Origin of the sequence: Kitasatospora phosalacinea (genome assembly GCF_030268885.1) — a bacterium.
Classification (GTDB): Bacteria; Actinomycetota; Actinomycetes; order Streptomycetales; family Streptomycetaceae; genus Kitasatospora; species Kitasatospora phosalacinea_C.
This window is the reverse complement of record NZ_BSSA01000022.1, coordinates 123525-140550: the sequence shown is the minus strand read 5'-3', so window position 1 is coordinate 140550 and position 17026 is coordinate 123525. Positions and strand designations below refer to the sequence as shown.

Genomic DNA, 17026 nt, shown 5'->3' with positions numbered 1-17026 from the left:
CCAGGATCAAACTCTCCGTGAATGCTTGATTCAACAAAGAGCGGCACAGCAGCCACCGGAATAAGGCGGCCCCGTGCACTGCGTCCTCGCTAGTGTTACTTCAAAAGGAATCTCCAACCCCGACGAGGTCGCCGAGGCCGGGGATGTCAACATATCTGGCGTTGACTTTTGGCACGCTGTTGAGTTCTCAAGGAACGGACGCTTCCTTCGACCGGCCTTCCGACCGCATCTCCGGGCGCTTCGTTCTTTCGTGTTCCCAGCTTATCAGAGGTTTTCGCCACCGTTTCACCGGTGTTTCCTCGAACTCGCTTTCGTTCGCCCCTCTCGGCGCGACTCCGGAACTGTACGGGGACCGGCGGCCGCAAAGCAAATCCGCCCCCGCGCCGGGTGGCGCGGGGGCGGAAGGGGACGCCGGGCGTCCGGAAGGTCAGTGGACCTCGGTGATCTCGGGGCCGCGCGAGAAGGGGTCGATCGAGCCGCCGGCGTACGGCGAATCGGGCTCGGTGGGGGCGGCGGCGCCGTCCGCGACCATCTGGGCGTCCTCGGGGAGCTTGAGGACGATGGGGTCGCGGGGAGCCATGGGGGCCTCGCCGCGGACCACGACGGTCTGGCGGAAGACCTCCTCCAGGAGGCCCGCCATCTCGGGCTGGACGGCCGCCTGGCCGGAGATCACGCCGCGGAGGAACCAGCGGGGGCCGTCGCAGCCGACGAAGCGGACCAGCTGGGCGCCCTGGGTGCCGTTCGGGAGCGGGACGGGGACCTGGGCGCGGAGGTGCCAGCCGAGCGGGCCCTCCTCCTCCTCGACGGCGCCGCCCTGGCTGGTGATGCCGTTGGCGATCTCCTCGCGGACCTCGCCCCAGATGCCCTCCGACTTGGGGGCGGCGAACGCCTGGAGCTGGATGGCGCTGTTGCCCAGGACGAGGGTGGCGGCGACGATCGCGTCACCGGCGACCTCGACCCGCAGCTCCATGCCCTCGACACCGGGGATCAGCAGGCCCCCGAGGTCGACGCGGCCCTCTTCGGGCTTCTCCAGCTCGGAGATGTCCCACGGCCCGTCCGGGCGCGGGGCCGGCGGGAGGCCGACCCGGTCGGCCGGGTCCGGTTCGGTGTCGTTCTCGTTCTCGTTCTCGACGGAACCCTCGACGTCATCGGCCGTCTCGTCGGCGCTGATGGCGTCCTCGGCGAGCTGCTCGACAGCGTCCTCGCTCTTGCGACGACGGAACACGGTCACTGTCCTTCCCGGTCCAAGACCGAATCCAAGACCGAACGCGAATACCTGCTACCTGCTACCCATCGGATCGGCCGAAAACCGCTGCAATCGCACCGCTTCCACCCGCTCGTCAGTGCTGCCCGGCGGAACCGAGGCCGCGGCGCATGCTAGACCGCGGCGTGCCCGCCGGTCGACCCGAACCCGCCTTCGGCGCGGACCGAACCCGGGAGTTCACCCACCTCGTGGAAGCGCGCCTTCTCGACCTGCTGGATGACCAGCTGGGCGATCCGGTCGCCCCGCTTGAAGCTGACGGGCTCCTTGGGGTCCAGGTTGACGACGATCACCTTGATCTCACCACGGTACCCGGCATCGACCGTCCCCGGGGCGTTCACCAGTGCAACTCCGCAGCGGGCGGCGAGCCCGGACCGCGGGTGCACGAACGCCGCGTAACCGTCCGGTAGCGCGATGGAGATGCCGGTGGGGAGCAGGGTCCGTTCGCCGGGGGCGAGTTCGGCGTCGACGGTGGTGCGCAGGTCGGCTCCGGCGTCGCCGGGGTGCTCGTAGGCGGGGAGCGGGATCTCCGGGTCGAGTCGGCGGATCAGGACGTCGACGGGCGGGCGGACGGGGTCGGTCACGGGTTCACCTCGAAGGCTCGGGCGCGCTTGATCTGGTCCGGGTCGTCCAGGACCTTCTGCACGTCCTCTGGACGACCGTGCGTGGTGAAGTGTTCCAGCTTCACCTGGACGAAGAGCGCCTGTGCCCGGATGGCGACCGGTCCTTCGGGTCCGTCGATGCGTCCCTCGGCGGCGCTGTAGACCTTGCGGCCGTGCACGCCCGTCACCCGGGCGTGGATGTGCAGCACGGAGTCGACGGGGACGGGGCGGACGAAGTCGGTTTCCAGGCGGCCGGTGACGGCGGGGGCGCCGAGCAGCCAGTTGAGCGTTCCGAGGGTCTCGTCCATGGCGCTGACCAGGACGCCGCCGTGGGCCAGGCCGGGGCCGCCCTGGTGGGCCTGCTTGACGGTGAACTGCGCGGTGACGTCGAGGTGTTCGCCCGCGACGGCGGTGAGCTGGAGGCCCTGGGGGTGCTGCGGTCCGCAGCCGAAGCACTCGTCGTAGTGGGATCCGATGAGGGTGCCGGGCGCGGGGGCCAGCGGGGAGCGCTCGGGGAGGACGGCGTCCGCGGGCGGGGTGGTGGGGGTGGTGGGTCCGTTCACGGCGCCGACCCTACCTGCCGGTAGCTTCCCGGGACAGGTGCCGGGACGGGCCCCGGGGGGCCCGCCGGGTGTCGGGAGCGCCCACAATGGAGGGCATGTACGAGGAACGTCTCACCGTCCCGCGGTCCTGGTGGCTGCTGCCCGTGGCGCTCGGGCTCTCGCTCGCGCTGGTCCTGCTCCGGTTCAGCGGGGTCGGTGCGCTGATCGGGCTGGCGGTGGGGGTGGCCGCGGGGGCCGCCGCGCTGAGCAGCTACGGCTCGGCGCGGATCCGGGTGGTGCAGGGCTCGCTCGTGGCGGGTCCGGCCCGGATCCCGCTGAGCGCGCTGGGGGCGGCCGAGGTGCTGAACCCGAAGGAGGCGGTGGCCTGGCGGTCGGTGAAGGCCGACCCGCGGGCCTTCATGCTGCTGCGCAGCTACGTGCCGACGGCGCTGAAGGTCGAGGTGACCGACCCGGCCGACCCGACCCCGTACCTGTACCTGTCGACCCGTTCCCCGCAGAAGCTGGCGGACGCGCTGGCGGGGGCCGCGGCCGGTGCGCGCGGCGCCGAGCGCAGCCGCTGAGGGCCACTGCGAACCGCTGCGGACCGCTGAAAGCTACGCGCAGCGGGCCCGGCGGGCCCGGGCACGACGAAAGGGACGGTCCCACCCGGGGGTGGGGCCGTCCCTTTCGGTTCGTCTGCGAGCCCTGCGGGGGCAGGCGCGCGGCTCGCGCTCTGCCGGGTGCGACCGCTCGGGACGGTCGCTGCTTCTGCCTCCGGCCCCGCTGCTCAAGGCCGGACGGGGCGGCGTACCGGGCCGGCGGAGGGGTGTCGCCCGCCCGGGCCAGTGCCGCTCCGTTTTCAGGCGCCGCAGTCCCGGCAGATCGGCTGGCCGTTCTTCTCGCTGTAGAGCTGGCTCCGGTGGTGCACCAGGAAGCAGCTCATGCAGGTGAACTCGTCGGCCTGACGGGGCAGCACTCGAACCGAGAGCTCCTCGTTCGAGAGGTCGGCGCCCGGAAGCTCCAGCCCCTCGTTGGCGTCGTACTCGTCGACGTCCACGGAGCTGGACGCCTTCTCGTTCCGACGGGCCTTGAGTTCCTCGATGCTGTCCTCGTTGAGGTCGTCATCGGTCTTGCGTGGGGTGTCGTAGTCCGTTGCCATAGTTTTCGCTCTCCCCCTTTGGGTGTGTGCGGGTGTCTCCAGCGCACGTAACGCCTGGGGGGCCGGTCTTGTGCCCGACCCGAGGCCGAGATTGTGCCTTACTTCAAGCCCTGTTACTCAATCGACATCCGGACAGGGGCCCGTTGGGACGATCGAACGGGGTCCGAACACCATCCACCGTACGAGTGAAGAGGTTCGGACCGGAACTTTTCGATCATCACCCTGCGTGCCCGTCCCGGAACACCGGGGGTGACAACTCGGCTCCCGCCCAAGGGTCTTGGCGATCGGGCGGGGTGGCGGCGGCCGGGCCGGACGATCACCGAGCGCGACCGCATCCCCCGGACGAGTGACCACCCCATCGAGGGATGCGGGGGCGCCTTCCGGACAGGTGTGAGGTTCGTCACATTGGGCGCGGGAGCGGGCGTTTGCCGCCAAAGCGGGCCTTTCGGCGCGGGTGCGCGCGGCCGAATTGTCCGCATGCCCACCGGTACGTCCGAGCGCCCCGGCCGCGCTCTTCGGCGGCCGGGGTCGGTGGGGGCGGGGGCGGGGTCGGGAGGGCGGGCGTCAGCCCTTGGCGGCGGCCGCGGCGGCGCGGCGGGCGAGCAGCGCGGCCTGGCGCTCGTCGAAGCGGGTGGCCTGGGCGTCCAGCCCGGCCAGGAAGGCCCCCAGCTCGTCCTGGGCGTGCCGGCCGACCGGGCCGAGGCCGGAGACCTCCATGACCTTCAGGTGGCGCAGCACGGGCTGCAGCACGTCGTCGTGGTGGATCCGCAGGTTGTAGATGCCGCCGATGGCGATCTGGGCGGCGGAGCGCTCGAAGCCGGGCATGCCGTGGCCGGGCATCCGGAAGTTGATCACCACGTCGGCGATGGCGCGCATGGCCTCGTCGGGGGCGAGCTCCAGGGCGGCCTTGAGCAGGTTCCGGTAGAAGACCATGTGCAGGTTCTCGTCGTTGGCGATCTTGGCCAGCAGCTGGTCACAGAGCGGGTCGCCGGAGTGGTGGCCGGTGTTGCGGTGGGCGATCCGGGTGGCCAGCTCCTGGAAGGCGACGTAGGCGACGGACTGCAGCATGCTGTGCGCGTTGTCGGACTCGAAGCCCTCGGACATGTGCGCCATCCGGGCCCGCTCCAGCTCGACCGGGTCGACGGCGCGGGTGGCCAGCAGGTAGTCGCGGATCGCTATCCCGTGCCGGCCCTCCTCGGCGGTCCAACGGTGCACCCAGGTGCCCCAGGCGCCCTCGCGGCCGAACATGCTGGCGATCTCGTGGTGGTAGCTCGGGAGGTTGTCCTCGGTGAGCAGGTTGACCACCAGCGAGATCCGGCCCAGCGGGGTGACCTTGGACTGTTCCAGCGACCACGCCTCGCCGCCGAGCACCCCGTCGAAGTCCCGCCCCTGGCTCCACGGCACGTACTCGTGGGGCATCCACTCCTTGGCCACCTTGAGGTGGCGGTTGAGCTCGGTCTCCACGACCTCTTCGAGCGCGAGGATCAGCCTGGCGTCGGTCCAGGCGGTCGTGGCGGTTCGCTGCACGGGGGCGATGGTCACGGCGTTGCTCCTGCGAGTGGGGCGGGCTGACCTACGGCTGCGTAGGTTACGACACCGTAAGTTGTCGCGACCGCAAATGACAAGCCGCCCCTGTCCAGCGCTTATGTCGTTCCGACACGGCTGGGCAGGGGCGGCTGGGGGAAGTCCGGCGGGGCCGGAGCGCCTGGACGGGGCGCCTGCGGCCCCGGGGGCGGGCGGCGGCTACGGGATGCGGACCTGGACCCGCAGGCCGCCTCCGGGGCGGGCAGTGGCCTCGATGGTGCCCCCGTGGGCGCGCACCACGGAGCGGACGATGGACAGGCCGAGTCCGACGCCCTTGTCGCTGCGGGTGCGGTCGGTGCTCTTCAGGCGGCGGAACGGCTCGAAGATGTGCTCCAGCTCGTAGCCGGGGACGACCGGGCCGGTGTTGCTGACCACCAGCTCCCCGCCCCCGCCGCGGACCGCCGAGGTGGTGATCTCCACCCAGCCGCCGGGGCTGTTGTACCGAGTGCCGTTCTGCAGCAGGTTGAGCGCGATCCGCTCCAGCAGCACGCCGTTGCCCTGCGCGGGGGCCGGCGAGAGCTGGGAGCGCAGTTCGACCTCGCGGGTGGCGGCCTCGGCGCGGGTCTGCTCCATGGCGCGCTGGGCGACCTCGGCGAGGTCGACCGGGCGGCGGTCGGTGAGCTCGTTCTCGCTGCGGGCGAGCAGCAGCAGGCCCTCGACCAGCTGTTCGCTGCGCTCGTTGGTGGCCAGCAGGGTCTTGCCGAGCTGCTGCAGGTCGGGCGAGGCCGCCGGGTCGGCGAGCTGGACCTCCAGCAGGGTGCGGTTGATCGCCAGCGGGGTGCGCAGTTCGTGCGAGGCGTTGGCGACGAAGCGGCGCTGGGAGTCGAAGGCGCGGTCCAGGCGCTCCAGCATCTCGTCGAAGGTGTCGGCGAGCTCCTTGAGCTCGTCGTCGGGGCCGTCCAGGTCGATCCGGCGGTGCAGGTCGCTGCCGGCCACCTCGCGGGCGGTGCGGGTGATCCGGCCGAGCGGGTGGAGCACCCGGCCGGCCATCGCGTAGCCGACCGCGAAGGCGATCACGGCCAGGAAGACCAGGGCGGTCAGGGCGCGGCGCAGCAGGGTGGACAGGGCCTGGTTGCTGTTGCCCTCCTGGAGGGCGGTCATCACCTGGTCCAGGGTCTTCTGGTCGCTGATCGTCTCGCCGTTGACGGTGATCGCGACGCCGCGGCCGAGGGTGAGGTGCGGCAGCTGGGCCTGGTCGAAGGCGGAGCGGACGAAGTAGTACATCAGCAGCAGCAGCACCACCCCGGCCATCAGGAACATCCCGCCGTAGAGCAGGGTGAGCCGGATCCGGATGGTGGGGCGCAGCGACAGCCAGGCGAACAGGCCGTCGCCGGGGTGGTAGGTGTCGTCGGAGCGGTCGCGGTCCGAGCGGCGCGGGGGGTGCGTCGGTCGCGGGGGCACCTGGTCCGGGCCCGGGGCGGGCGTGCCGGGGGCCCCGCCGGGGAGTGGCGGGGTGGTCATGGCCGGAAGTCCTCTCAGACGGTGGGTGTCTCGGGGGTGCGGGTCACACCCGGTAGCCGGAGCCGGGCACGGTGACGATCACCGGCGGGTCGCCGAGCTTGCGGCGCAGGGTCATCACGGTGACCCGGACCACGTTGGTGAACGGGTCGGTGTGCTCGTCCCAGGCCTTCTCCAGCAGCTGCTCGGCGGAGACGACGGCGCCGCCGGCCCGCATCAGCACCTCCAGGACGGCGAACTCCTTGGGGGCCAGCTGGACGGGCTTGCCGTCCCGGATGACCTCGCGGCGGCCCGGGTCCAGGCTGATCCCGGCGCGTTCCAGCACCGGGGGCAGCGGGACGGTGGCGCGGCGGCCCAGCGCCCGCACCCGGGCGACGAGTTCACTGAAGGCGAACGGCTTGGGGAGGTAGTCATCGGCGCCGATCTCCAGCCCCTCGACCCGGTCGCTGATGTCGCCGGAGGCGGTGAGCATGATCACCCGGGTGGCGAGGCCCTGTTCGACGACCCGGCGGCAGACGTCGTCGCCGTGGACCAGCGGAAGGTCCCGGTCGAGCACCACCACGTCGTAGTCGTTCACGGCGATCCGCTGCAGCGCGGCCTCCCCGTCGTAGACGACGTCGACCGCCATGGCCTCCCGGCGCAGGCCGGTGGCGACGGCCTCGGCGAGCAGCTGCTCGTCCTCGACGACGAGTACCCGCACGGTGGTTGTCCCTTCTGCTGGAGCGGCCCTGGCCGTGTGACCGCCCGTGCGGGCCGTGAGTGCCGGGCGCGGATCCGGACAGACGGATCCGACGGTGCCTCCATCCTGCCTGGTCGCGCGGTAAAGCAGTCGTAAGTCCGGTGCGCCGTCCGCGAAAACGGAGCGGGCGCTGCCTGTTTGGACTGTGACTCGGGCAACTTTTACGCGAGTTGGAGGTTTCCGTTGACCGGGGGTGGGGAGGACACCTGCACACCGTGATGCCGTCGCCCCGTGGCGCGTCACGGCCACCACCACCCGCCGAGTGCCCCATCCGCACCGGCTTCGGGACGAAAGCCACCGGGTCGCGGCTCCCACGCCGCCCGAGCCCCCGACCGGAACCTGCATCCGGCCCAGGGGGCCCGACCGGGGTTTGTCGGGTTCCGGGCCGGGGGGCTGCTCGGACCGTGCCCGTCCGACACAGCAAAGGGGGCCCGTATGGACGCCTTCACCGCCGGAATCCTTCAGCGGATCAAGAACGCCGAGCAGGATCTCCACCGCGCGATCGAGTCCGGGGACGAGTTCCTGGCCGAGGTCGAGCAGTCCGAGCTGGAGGACCTCCAGCGCCTCGCCACCGAACACGGCGTGGACCCGGTCCTCGGCACGCACCGCTCCGCCGCCTGACCGCTCCCGTCCCGAACGACGTACTGCGCGAGCCCCGGCCCGGTTCCCACCGGTCCGGGGCTCCGTGCCGTCCGGGGCCCGGTCAGTCGTGCCAGGCGCCGAGCTCCTCCAGCCGGGCCTGCAGCGGCTCGAACACGCCGGGCGGGGCGGCGACGGTCAGCTCGCCGTCCGCGGGCAGGCCGGGGCGGGAGCCGGTGAGCGCGCCGGCCTCCGCGGCGACCAGCAGGCCCGCGGCGCGGTCCCAGGGGGCCAGGCCGCGCTCGTAGTAGCCGTCGAACCGGCCGGCCGCCAGGTCGCACAGGTCGACGGCGGCCGCGCCGCCGCGGCGTACGTCGCGCACCTCGCCCATCAGCGCGTGCAGCACCTCGGCCTGGTGCACCCGCCGCTCGCGCAGGTAGCCGAAGCCGGTGGCGACCAGGGCGTGCCCCCAGTCCGGGGCCGGGCGGACCGCCAGCGGGCGGCCGTCCAGCGTGGCGCCGCCGCCGCGCACGGCCTGGAACAGCTCGCCCCGGGCGGGCACGGCGACCACGCCCACGACCGTCTCGCCGTCCAGTTCGGCGGCCACGCTGACCGCCCAGGAGGGCAGCCCGTACAGGTAGTTGACGGTGCCGTCGAGCGGGTCGACCACCCAGCGCACCCCGCTGGTGCCGGGCCGGTCGGCGCCCTCCTCGCCGAGGTAGCCGTCGTCCGGGCGGCGGGCGGAGATCAGCTCCAGCACCAGCTTCTCGGAGGCCAGGTCCATCTCGGTCACCACGTCCACCGGACTGCTCTTGGTGGCGGCCACCCCGAGGTCGGCGGGGCGGCCGTCGCGCAGCAGGGCGCCGGCCCGGGTGGCGGCCTCGACGGCGGTGGCGAGGAGTTCCTGCAGCAGGTCGTCGGTCACGGGTCTCGGTCCTCGCGTTCTCGGGGTCAGGCTTCTTGGGCGGCGGCGGGGCGGGGGGCGCGCGGGTTGGGGCAGCAGGCGGCGGGGCACAGGTCGTGGCTGGGGCCGAGGGCGCCGAGCGCGCAGCGGGTGACCGGCTCGCCGCGCCGGGCGGCGGCGCGCTCCAGCACCAGCTCCCGGACGGCGGCGGCGAACCGCGGGTCGGCGCCGACGGTGGCGGCCCGGGCGACCGGCAGGCCGAGCTCGGCGGCCTTGGCCACCGCCTCGGTGTCCAGGTCGTACTTGACCTCCATGTGGTCGGAGACGAAGCCGATCGGCACCATCACCACGGCCTCGGCGCCGTCCGCGTGCTGCGCCTCCAGGTGGTCGCAGACGTCGGGTTCCAGCCAGGGGACGTGCGGGGCGCCGGAGCGGCTCTGGTAGACCAGCTGCCAGGGCCGGTCGGCGACGCCGGTGCGCCCGGCCACCGCGTCGGCGACCAGCCGGGCCACCTCCAGGTGCTGGGCGACGTAGGCGCCGCCGGGGGTGCCGCGGGCCGGGTCGTCGGGGGCGCCGGAGCTCTCGGCCATCGCGGTCGGGATGGAGTGCGTGGTGAACGCCAGCCGGGCCCGGTCCCGCACCTGCTCCGGCAGCCCGGCGAGCGCGGCCAGGGTGGCGTCGACCATCGGCTCGACGAAGCCGGGGTGGTTGTAGAAGTGCCGCAGCTTGTCGACGGTCAGCTCCGGCCGGCCCTCGGCGGCCAGCTGCGCCAGCGCGTCGGCCAGGTTCTCCCGGTACTGGCGGCAGCCCGAGTACCCGGCGTACGCGCTGGTGGCCAGCACCAGCACCCGGCGGTGGCCGTCGTCGGCGATCTCCCGCAGCGCGTCCACCAGGTACGGGGCCCAGTTCCGGTTGCCCCAGTACACCGGCAGGTCCAGGCCCGCGTCGGCGAAGTCCTTGCGCAGGGCGGCCAGCAGTTCGCGGTTCTGCTCGTTGATCGGACTGACGCCGCCGAACAGGAAGTAGTGCTTGCCGACCTCGGTCAGCCGCTCCTTGGGGATGCCCCGCCCGCGGGTGACGTTCTCCAGGAAGGGCACCACGTCCTCGGGGCCCTCCGGCCCCCCGAAGGACAGCAGCAGCAGCGCGTCGTAGGGCGCGGGGTCGGTGGGGCTGGGGGTGCGCGTGTCGGACATGCTCCGATCCTGCCACCCGGAGGGGGCCGTCCGGTGCACGGACGGCGGCGGGGCGGGGGCGGAACGGGGTGAGGGGCGGTGCCCGGGATGTCCGCAAACAACCCGGATGCGGACGTTCACCCCCGCTTCGTAAGCTGTGTGCACCACGGTCGTGCATTACCGATGGTTGCAGCCGCCACCCATCAGACCCCCACCCGACCTCGACGGAGCCACCCCCCGTGCTGTCCAGCTACCGCCAGATCTTCGCCGCCCCCGGCTCCCTGGCCTTCTCCCTCACCGGGCTGGTCGCCCGGCTGCCGATCTCGATGACCGGGATCGGCATCGTCACGATGCTCGGCGAGATCAAGGACTCCTTCTGGCTCGGCGGCCTGCTCTCCGCCTTCCTGGCCGTCTCCGCCGCGGTCCTCGGGCCGCGGATCTCCCGCCTGGTCGACCGGCACGGCCAGCGCCGGGTGGCCCTCCCGGCCACCGGCGTCACCGTGCTCTCCGCCGCCGGGCTGCTGCTCGGCGCGCACTACGGCCTCCCCGACTGGACGCTGTTCGTCTTCGCCGCGGGCATGGGCACCATGCCGAGCACCGGCTCGATGGTCCGCGCCCGCTGGGCCCACCTCTACCGGGACGCGCCGCCCAAGCTGCACACCGCGTACTCCTTCGAGGCCGTCGCGGACGAGGTCTGCTTCATCGTCGGCCCGATCCTGGCCGCGACCCTGGCCACCTCGCTCTTCCCGGAGTCCGGCCTGGTGCTGGCCGGGGTCTTCCTGGTCGTCGGCGTGCTGCTGTTCACCGCCCAGCGCCGCACCGAGCCGCCCGCCCACCCGGTCGAGCACCGCGGCGGCGCCTCGGTGGTCCGCGACAAGGGCATCCAGACCCTGCTGCTGACCCTCGCCGCGGTCGGCGTGGTCTTCGGCTCGGTCGAGGTGGTCACCGTCGCCTTCGCCAAGGCCCAGGGCCACCCCGCCGCCTCCGGCTACGTGCTCGCCGTGTACGCCCTCGGCTCCTGCCTGGCCGGGGTGGTGTTCGGCGCGCTGAAGTTCACCGCCCCGCTGGACCGCCGCTTCCTGGTCGGCGTCGGCGTGATGGCCGTCGGGATGGCGCCGCTGGTCCTCGCCGCGCAGCTGCTGCACGGCACCGCGGCCCTGGTCGGCGTCGGCGCAGCGCTGTTCCTCTCCGGCCTGGCCATCTCCCCCACCCTGATCACCTCGATGGCCCTGGTCGAGCGGCTGGTCCCGGCCGCCCGGCTCACCGAGGGGATGACCTGGACCACCACCGGCCTCGCCCTCGGCGTCGCGGCCGGGTCCTCCGTCGCCGGGATCGTCGTCGACGCGGCCGGCAGCGCCAACGGCTACCTGGTCCCGGTCGCCGCGGCCGTCCTCGCCGCGACCACCGCCTGGACCGGCCTGCCCCGGCTGCGCCGCCAGCTCGCGGCGGCGGACCGGCAGCCCGTCCCGGTGGCCTCCTGAGGAACCCGACCCCGCCACCCATGGACCTGCGCGTTCGTTGTGACTACGCTCCCCGTACCCACCGGTAGAACCGGGGGGTAGGGCGCGCGAGCGGGAGGCTCCGGAGATGACCGAGGTGTGGCGGAACTGGGCGGGCAACCAGAGCGCGCGGCCCGCGCGGGTGGTGGCCCCGGGCTCGGTCGAGGAGCTCTCGGCCGCGGTGGTCGCCGCCGGGGCGGCCGGGCTGCCGGTGAAGGCCGTGGGGTCGGGCCACTCGTTCACCGCGATAGCCGCCGCCGGGGACGCCGTGCTGGTGCGCCCGGAGAACCTGACCGCGGTGCGGAAGCTCGACCGCGAGGCCGGGACGGTCACCGTCGAGTCGGGCCTGCCGCTGCACCGGCTGAACCGCCTGCTCGCCACCGCGGGCCTCTCGCTGACGAACATGGGCGACATCGAGGTGCAGACGGTCGCGGGCGCGACCAGCACCGGCACCCACGGCACCGGCCGGGACTCCGGCTCGCTCGCCGCGCAGGTCCGGGAGGTCGAGATCGTCCTCGCCGACGGCTCGGTGCGCACCTGCTCGGCGACCCGGGACCCGGAACTGTTCCAGGGCGCGCGGCTGGGCCTGGGCGCCCTGGGCGTGGTGAGCGCGCTGACCTTCGCGGTCGAGCCGATGTTCCTGCTGAGCGCGCACGAGAAGCCGATGGGCTTCGACGAGGTGCTGCACTCCTTCGACGACCTGACGGCCGTCAACGAGCACTTCGAGTTCTACTGGTTCCCGCACACCGACCGCTGCTCGACCAAGCGCAACAACCGCAGCCAGGGCCCGGCCGAGCCGCTGCCGAGGTTCAGGGCGTGGCTGGACGACGACTTCGTCTCCAACACGGTCTGGGAGGGCGCCTGCCGGGTGGGCCGGGCCTTCCCCGGCGCGATCCCGACCATCGCCCAGGTCGCCAGCCGGGCCTGGTCCGAGCGCCGCTTCACCGACGAGGCGTACAAGGTCTACACCAGCCCGCGCAAGGTGCGCTTCGTCGAGATGGAGTACGCGGTGCCGCGCGAGGCGGCCACCGAGGTGCTGCGCGAGCTGAAGGCGATGGTGGAGCGCTCCGACTGGCGGATCAGCTTCCCGGTGGAGGTGCGGGTGGCCCCGGCCGACGACCTGTGGCTGTCCACCGCGAACGGGCGGGACAGCGCCTACATCGCCGTCCACCTGTACCGGGGCACCCGCGAACTGTCCTACTTCACCGAGGTGGAGAAGCTGATGACCGCCCACCAGGGGCGCCCGCACTGGGGCAAGCTGCACACCCGGGACGCCGAGTACCTCTCCTCCGTCTACCCGCACTTCGGCGACTTCACGGCGCTGCGCGACAAGGTCGACCCGGAGCGCCGGTTCGCCAACGCCTACCTGCGCCGGGTGCTGGGCGCCTGAGCGCCCCCGTCAGCCGGTCGGCCCGCCCGTCCCGCCCGCCCCGGGCAGCGCGTCCTGCCCGCCCGCGGCCCCGCCGGCTGGGGCCTGCGCGGAGGGCTCGGGCGAACCGGCCGCACCGCTCGGCGACGGCTGCCCGGACGCCCCCTCGGACGGCCGACCCGAACCGCTCGGCGCCGTCGACGGGTCGGCCGGGGCGGAGGACGAGGGCCCGGAGGAGGGCGAGGACGAGGCCGGGGGCGGGTCGGACGGTCCGGTGGCTGGCGTGCCGTCCCGGTCCGCCGGCCGCCGGTCGCCGGAGGGCCGCGAGGGGTTGAACGAGGTGCCGCTGCCGTCCTGCCCGGTGGTGATGTCGTGCAGCGGCTTCCCGGCCGCGAGTTCCACCGCGACGATCGGCACCATGGCGAGCACGAACACCAGCCCGGAGACCGCCGCGTACGACTTCCACGTCCAACGCCGTTTCGCGCGCAGCACCCGGGGGGCGTTCCACTCCCGGCTGATTCCGTTCGCCGGGGCGGGCGCCGGGCGCACGACCGGAGCGGATTCGGTGCCGCGTTCCACCGCGTTGCGCAGGTGTTCCCCGGTGCGTTTCAACAGGTGCTGGAAGAGCGCGCTTCCGACGGTCGCCCCCACCGAGACGACGGCCGCACCGAGTATCGTTCCGTACACTCCGAGTTCCGAGGCGAGCACCGCACCGGCCACCGCCGCCAGGGCGCTCGCCGCCACCTGAGTGGCCGTCAGGTCCAGCCGTCTGCGTTCCGCCCGCTCCCCGGCTCCGGCCGGTCCGTGCGCGAACTGCTGGCTCCGCTGCGGCATCCCTGTCCCTCGGTAGGTGTGTCGGAATTTCGAACAAGTCTCTCCATCTTGCCCAAAGAAGGACACAAGGGTCGAAAATCCGGTTCCCCCCGGTCGATATATGTGAAGATGATCACCGTCCGTTGATCGTCGGCGGGTCATTGGGGTGCCCGCTCTTGAGATTCCGCTGATTCGCGGGAGACTTGAGCGGCGAGCCGCCCCTCCGGATGCCACGAATGGAGTACTGTTCGTGGAGCCTGAGCCTTCGGACTCGTTGTCGACGACCCGTCAGACAACTGGACCGGGCGCCCGGGTGCGATGTCGACCGTCGACGTGGCAAACAGGCAACCGTGCCACAGCGGCGCGCCCGGGCGAAAGCCCGACACGCCGGGTAACTCTGCAAGGTTGTGGCCACTCGCCAGCGGGCAGGCCACACTCAGTACGGGAGCAGCGACGCAGGTGACGTCGGCAGGCACCACCCGGGAGGTAACCGTGCCCGAACTGCGCGTCGTGGCCGTCAGCAACGACGGCACACGGCTGGTGCTCAAGGCTGCCGACAGCACGGAGTACACCCTGCCGATCGACGAGCGGCTGCGCGCCGCCGTCCGGGGTGACCGCCCGCGGCTCGGCCAGATCGAGATCGAGGTGGAGAGCCACCTCCGCCCCCGTGACATCCAGGCGCGGATACGAGCCGGTGCCTCCGCTGAGGAGGTCGCCCAGGCCGCCGGGATCTCGGTGGAACGCGTCCGCCGCTTCGAGGGCCCGGTGCTCGCCGAGCGCGCCTTCATGGCCGAGCGCGCCCGCAAGACGGCGATCCGCCGCCACGGCGAGTCCACCGGCCCGCAGCTCGGCGAGGCCGTCGCCGAGCGCCTTGCGCTGCGCGGCGCCGAGAAGGACACCGAGCGCTGGGACTCCTGGCGCCGCGACGACGGCACCTGGGAGGTCATCCTCGCGTACCGCGCCGAGGGCGAGCACCGGCGTGCCAGTTGGTCCTACGACCCGCCGCGGCGGCTGGTCCAGCCCAACGACGACGAGGCCCGCGCGCTGATCGGCGAGAACGTCGAGCGCGAGGAGGACTCGGTCTTCCCGTTCATCCCGCGGATCGCCCGGCTCCCGCACGACCGCCCGGCCCGCCCGATGATCGAGCGGCCCTCCGCCGACCGCATCATGCAGGTCCGCGAGGCCCGGGAGGCCGCCGCCTCCGCCGCCGCCGCGACCGCGGCCGCCCCCGAACGGGACTCCCTCACCAGCCTGCTGGACGTGGTCCCCTCCTACCGCGGCGACCTCACCCCGGTCGGCCCCAGCGTGGAGACCGCGGTCGCCGAGGAGACCGAGGAGGTCGAGGAGACCGCGGCCCCCGCGGCGAGCGTCGGCGCGGGCTCCGCGTACGCGGACATCCTGATGCCGCGCTCCGTCGCCCCGCACCGCGACCGCCTGGTCGGCACCACCGACCGCCAGGCCGAGGCCGACGGCGTCCGCCCGGGGCGCCGGGCGACGGTGCCGAGCTGGGACGAGATCGTCTTCGGGTCGCGGCGCAAGAAGCCCGAGTAGGGCCCCTGCGGGAGCGCGCCTCCAGGGGCTCGGGGAACGGCGAGTCCGTGCTGCTGCTGGTGGCCGGAGCCCATCGGAAAGTCCGTGCTGCTTCGGGCCGCCTGAACAGAACCCGAAGCCACCGCACGCACCGGCAGTGCACCCGCGGCAGCCCCGGGCCCACCGTTCCCCGGGCCCCTGGAGGGGCGTCCCGCCTCAGAGTTCCACGGGGTTGGCCGGGTTCGCGGACCACTCGCTCCAGGAGCCCGGGTAGAGGGCGACGCCCTCGTGGCCCGCGAGGGTCAGGGCGAGGAGCTGGTGGGCGGCCGTGACGCCGGAGCCGCAGTAGACGGCGGTGCGGGCCGGGTCGGTGACGTGCAGCGCGGCGAAGCGGGCCGCGAGCGCCGCCGGGGGCAGGAAGCGCCCGTCGGGCCCGAGGTTCTCGGTGGTGGGGGCGGAGGCGGCGCCCGGGATGTGCCCGGCCCGCGGGTCGACCGGCTCGGTCTCGCCGCGGTAGCGCTCACCGGCCCGGGCGTCGAGGAGCAGGCCGGTGCGGGCGAGTTCGGCCGCACCGGCCGCGTCGACGGTGGGGAGGTGCCCGGGTTCGACCTTGAAGTCGCCCTCGCCGGGGGCCGGGGCGTCGGTGGTGAGCGGGTGCCCTGCCGCGGTCCAGGCGGCGAGGCCGCCGTCGAGGACCCGGACGTCGCCGTGGCCGGCCCAGCACAGCAGCCACCAGGCGCGGGCGGCGGAGAGCGCGGGCCCGGCGTCGTAGGCGACGACGGGGCGCTCGGCGGTGACGCCGGCCCGGCGCAGGGCGGTGGCGAGGCGGTCGGGGTCGGGCAGCGGGTGGCGGCCGGCCGGGCCGGGCGGGTCGGCGAGTTCGCGGTCGAGGTCGAGGTAGTGCGCGCCGGGCAGGTGGCCCTTCGCGTACTCCTCGGCGCCGGGCGGGCCGCCGAGCGCCCAGCGGACGTCGAGCAGGACGGGCGCGCGGTCGGTGCCGAGGGCGTCGGCGAGTTCGGCGACGGTGATCAGGGGCGAGGTCATGCCGTCATTGTGGCGTGCGGGGGCGGTGGTCGGGGCCGGGACGGGGATCGCGTCACCCGGCGAAACGATCCGGCCGGGAAGGGCTCAGCCCTCGAACGGGAGGACGTCCGGGGAGAGGACGGCGGCCCGGGCGGTGGCGGCGGTGAGGCGGCGGCGGTGGTGGCGGCGGCAGAGCACCTCGTAGCCGATCTCGTCCTCGTTGACGGCGACGTCCCCGACCACGACCTGGGCGCCCTCGACGACCATGACGCCGCCGACGGTGCGGGCGTTGTGGGTGGCGCGGGCGCCGCACCAGCAGAGCGCCTCGACCTGGAGGACCTCGACCCGGTCGGCGAGTTCGATCAGGCGCTGGGAGCCGGGGAAGAGCTTGGTGCGGAAGTCGGTGGTGATCCCGAAGGTGAACACGTCGATGCCCAACTCGTCGACGATCCGCGCGAGTTGGTCGATCTGAGCGGCGGAGAAGAACTGCGCCTCGTCGCAGATCAGGTAGTCGACCCGGCCGCCGGCCGAGAGCAGGTGGACGACGTACGCCTGGAACTCGAAGTCGTCGCCGACCTCGACCGCGTCGGCGCGCAGGCCGAGCCGGCTGGAGATGGTGGCGGCGCCGGCCCGGTCGTGGCGGGTGAAGATGATGCCCTGGCGGCCGCGGGCGGCGTGGTTGTGGTCCATCTGGAGGGCGAGCGTCGACTTGCCGCAGTCCATCGTGCCCGAGAAGAACACCAGTTCAGCCATGGCGGGGCAGCAGCCTTTCGGGTGAGGGGGTCAACGGGC

General features: G+C 73.3%; 17 protein-coding genes. 5 read left to right on the top strand and 12 right to left on the bottom strand.

The annotated features are described in order from the left end of the window. Positions 1-427: 427 nt before the first annotated feature. From QSK52_RS27270 to QSK52_RS27260, 3 genes are all read right to left on the bottom strand, one after another. Positions 428-1225 carry a DUF3710 domain-containing protein gene (locus QSK52_RS27270; RefSeq protein WP_285738809.1) on the bottom strand — a complete coding sequence of 266 codons (798 nt, stop codon included), beginning with the start codon at positions 1223-1225 and terminating at the stop codon, positions 428-430. A 152-nt stretch (positions 1226-1377) separates the two neighbouring features. Further along, positions 1378-1845, bottom strand: coding sequence for a dUTP diphosphatase (gene dut, locus QSK52_RS27265; RefSeq protein ID WP_285738808.1), 468 nt, complete (start codon positions 1843-1845; stop codon positions 1378-1380). Next, positions 1842-2426, bottom strand: a complete 585-nt coding sequence (locus QSK52_RS27260) for a PaaI family thioesterase (RefSeq protein WP_285738807.1) — start codon at positions 2424-2426, stop codon at positions 1842-1844. The genes dut and QSK52_RS27260 overlap by 4 nt, the downstream gene beginning before the upstream one ends. 95 nt (positions 2427-2521) lie before the next feature. Between QSK52_RS27260 and QSK52_RS27255 the strand changes: the two genes are divergently transcribed. Then, a complete protein-coding gene (locus QSK52_RS27255; protein WP_435053386.1) occupies positions 2522-2986 on the top strand; it encodes a DUF3093 domain-containing protein in 465 nt (154 codons plus the stop codon). 278 nt (positions 2987-3264) lie between these two features. Here the strand turns inward: QSK52_RS27255 and QSK52_RS27250 are convergent, their stop codons facing one another. The 4 genes from QSK52_RS27250 to QSK52_RS27235 form a co-directional block, all read right to left on the bottom strand. Continuing rightward, entirely contained in the window at positions 3265-3564 is a 300-nt protein-coding gene (locus QSK52_RS27250; RefSeq protein WP_014138508.1) for a DUF4193 domain-containing protein, read from the bottom strand. A gap of 564 nt (positions 3565-4128) precedes the next feature. Further along, positions 4129-5106, bottom strand: a complete 978-nt coding sequence (locus tag QSK52_RS27245) for an acyl-ACP desaturase (RefSeq protein WP_285738805.1) — start codon at positions 5104-5106, stop codon at positions 4129-4131. 201 nt (positions 5107-5307) lie between these two features. After that, positions 5308-6609 carry a sensor histidine kinase gene (locus QSK52_RS27240; RefSeq protein WP_285738804.1) on the bottom strand — a complete coding sequence of 434 codons (1302 nt, stop codon included), beginning with the start codon at positions 6607-6609 and terminating at the stop codon, positions 5308-5310. 43 nt (positions 6610-6652) lie between these two features. Next, the gene (locus QSK52_RS27235; RefSeq protein WP_030458051.1) at positions 6653-7306 is read right to left on the bottom strand and encodes a response regulator transcription factor; all 654 of its coding nucleotides are present in this window, start codon (positions 7304-7306) and stop codon (positions 6653-6655) included. A 474-nt stretch (positions 7307-7780) separates the two neighbouring features. Here QSK52_RS27235 and QSK52_RS27230 point away from each other — a divergent pair, with 474 nt between their 5' ends. After that, positions 7781-7966 (top strand): hypothetical protein, encoded by a 186-nt coding sequence (locus QSK52_RS27230; protein ID WP_030458050.1) that lies wholly within the window; start codon positions 7781-7783, stop codon positions 7964-7966. Positions 7967-8048: 82 nt separating this feature from the next. Here the strand turns inward: QSK52_RS27230 and QSK52_RS27225 are convergent, their stop codons facing one another. Further along, positions 8049-8849: an inositol monophosphatase family protein gene (locus QSK52_RS27225; RefSeq protein ID WP_285738803.1), complete on the bottom strand. Its 801-nt coding sequence runs from the start codon at positions 8847-8849 to the stop codon at positions 8049-8051. 26 nt (positions 8850-8875) lie between these two features. Beyond that, positions 8876-10021 carry a ferrochelatase gene (locus tag QSK52_RS27220; protein WP_285738802.1) on the bottom strand — a complete coding sequence of 382 codons (1146 nt, stop codon included), beginning with the start codon at positions 10019-10021 and terminating at the stop codon, positions 8876-8878. A gap of 218 nt (positions 10022-10239) precedes the next feature. On the opposite strand from QSK52_RS27220, the gene QSK52_RS27215 reads away from it, so the two are divergent. After that, positions 10240-11481 carry an MFS transporter gene (locus tag QSK52_RS27215; RefSeq protein WP_285738801.1) on the top strand — a complete coding sequence of 414 codons (1242 nt, stop codon included), beginning with the start codon at positions 10240-10242 and terminating at the stop codon, positions 11479-11481. Between the two features lie 106 nt (positions 11482-11587). Beyond that, positions 11588-12889, top strand: coding sequence for a D-arabinono-1,4-lactone oxidase (locus tag QSK52_RS27210; RefSeq protein WP_285738800.1), 1302 nt, complete (start codon positions 11588-11590; stop codon positions 12887-12889). 9 nt (positions 12890-12898) lie between these two features. On the opposite strand, the gene QSK52_RS27205 is transcribed toward QSK52_RS27210, so the two are convergent. Continuing rightward, positions 12899-13702, bottom strand: coding sequence for a hypothetical protein (locus QSK52_RS27205; protein WP_285738799.1), 804 nt, complete (start codon positions 13700-13702; stop codon positions 12899-12901). A gap of 438 nt (positions 13703-14140) precedes the next feature. Between QSK52_RS27205 and sepH the strand changes: the two genes are divergently transcribed. Then, positions 14141-15232 carry a septation protein SepH gene (gene sepH, locus QSK52_RS27200; RefSeq protein WP_285738798.1) on the top strand — a complete coding sequence of 364 codons (1092 nt, stop codon included), beginning with the start codon at positions 14141-14143 and terminating at the stop codon, positions 15230-15232. Between the two features lie 195 nt (positions 15233-15427). Here sepH and QSK52_RS27195 read toward each other — a convergent pair whose 3' ends face one another. Together QSK52_RS27195 and QSK52_RS27190 are read right to left on the bottom strand one after the other, a co-directional pair. Next, on the bottom strand, positions 15428-16255 hold the full coding sequence (locus tag QSK52_RS27195) for a sulfurtransferase (RefSeq protein ID WP_285738797.1): 828 nt from the start codon (positions 16253-16255) through the stop codon (positions 15428-15430). 84 nt (positions 16256-16339) lie between these two features. Beyond that, positions 16340-16987 (bottom strand): thymidine kinase, encoded by a 648-nt coding sequence (locus QSK52_RS27190; RefSeq protein ID WP_033253916.1) that lies wholly within the window; start codon positions 16985-16987, stop codon positions 16340-16342. Positions 16988-17026: the final 39 nt, after the last annotated feature.

What these genes read in the sequence shown, in the direction of transcription:
- QSK52_RS27205 (WP_285738799.1), bottom strand. Translation starts at nt 13,702, where the DNA reads ATGCCGCAGCGGAGCCAGCAGTTCGCGCACGGACCGGCCGGAGCCGGG.
- QSK52_RS27250 (WP_014138508.1), bottom strand. Translation starts at nt 3,564, where the DNA reads ATGGCAACGGACTACGACACCCCACGCAAGACCGATGACGACCTCAAC.
- QSK52_RS27220 (WP_285738802.1), bottom strand. Translation starts at nt 10,021, where the DNA reads ATGTCCGACACGCGCACCCCCAGCCCCACCGACCCCGCGCCCTACGAC.
- QSK52_RS27190 (WP_033253916.1), bottom strand. Translation starts at nt 16,987, where the DNA reads ATGGCTGAACTGGTGTTCTTCTCGGGCACGATGGACTGCGGCAAGTCG.
- QSK52_RS27240 (WP_285738804.1), bottom strand. Translation starts at nt 6,609, where the DNA reads ATGACCACCCCGCCACTCCCCGGCGGGGCCCCCGGCACGCCCGCCCCG.
- QSK52_RS27210 (WP_285738800.1), top strand. Translation starts at nt 11,588, where the DNA reads ATGACCGAGGTGTGGCGGAACTGGGCGGGCAACCAGAGCGCGCGGCCC.
- QSK52_RS27255 (WP_435053386.1), top strand. Translation starts at nt 2,522, where the DNA reads ATGTACGAGGAACGTCTCACCGTCCCGCGGTCCTGGTGGCTGCTGCCC.
- QSK52_RS27195 (WP_285738797.1), bottom strand. Translation starts at nt 16,255, where the DNA reads ATGACCTCGCCCCTGATCACCGTCGCCGAACTCGCCGACGCCCTCGGC.
- QSK52_RS27230 (WP_030458050.1), top strand. Translation starts at nt 7,781, where the DNA reads ATGGACGCCTTCACCGCCGGAATCCTTCAGCGGATCAAGAACGCCGAG.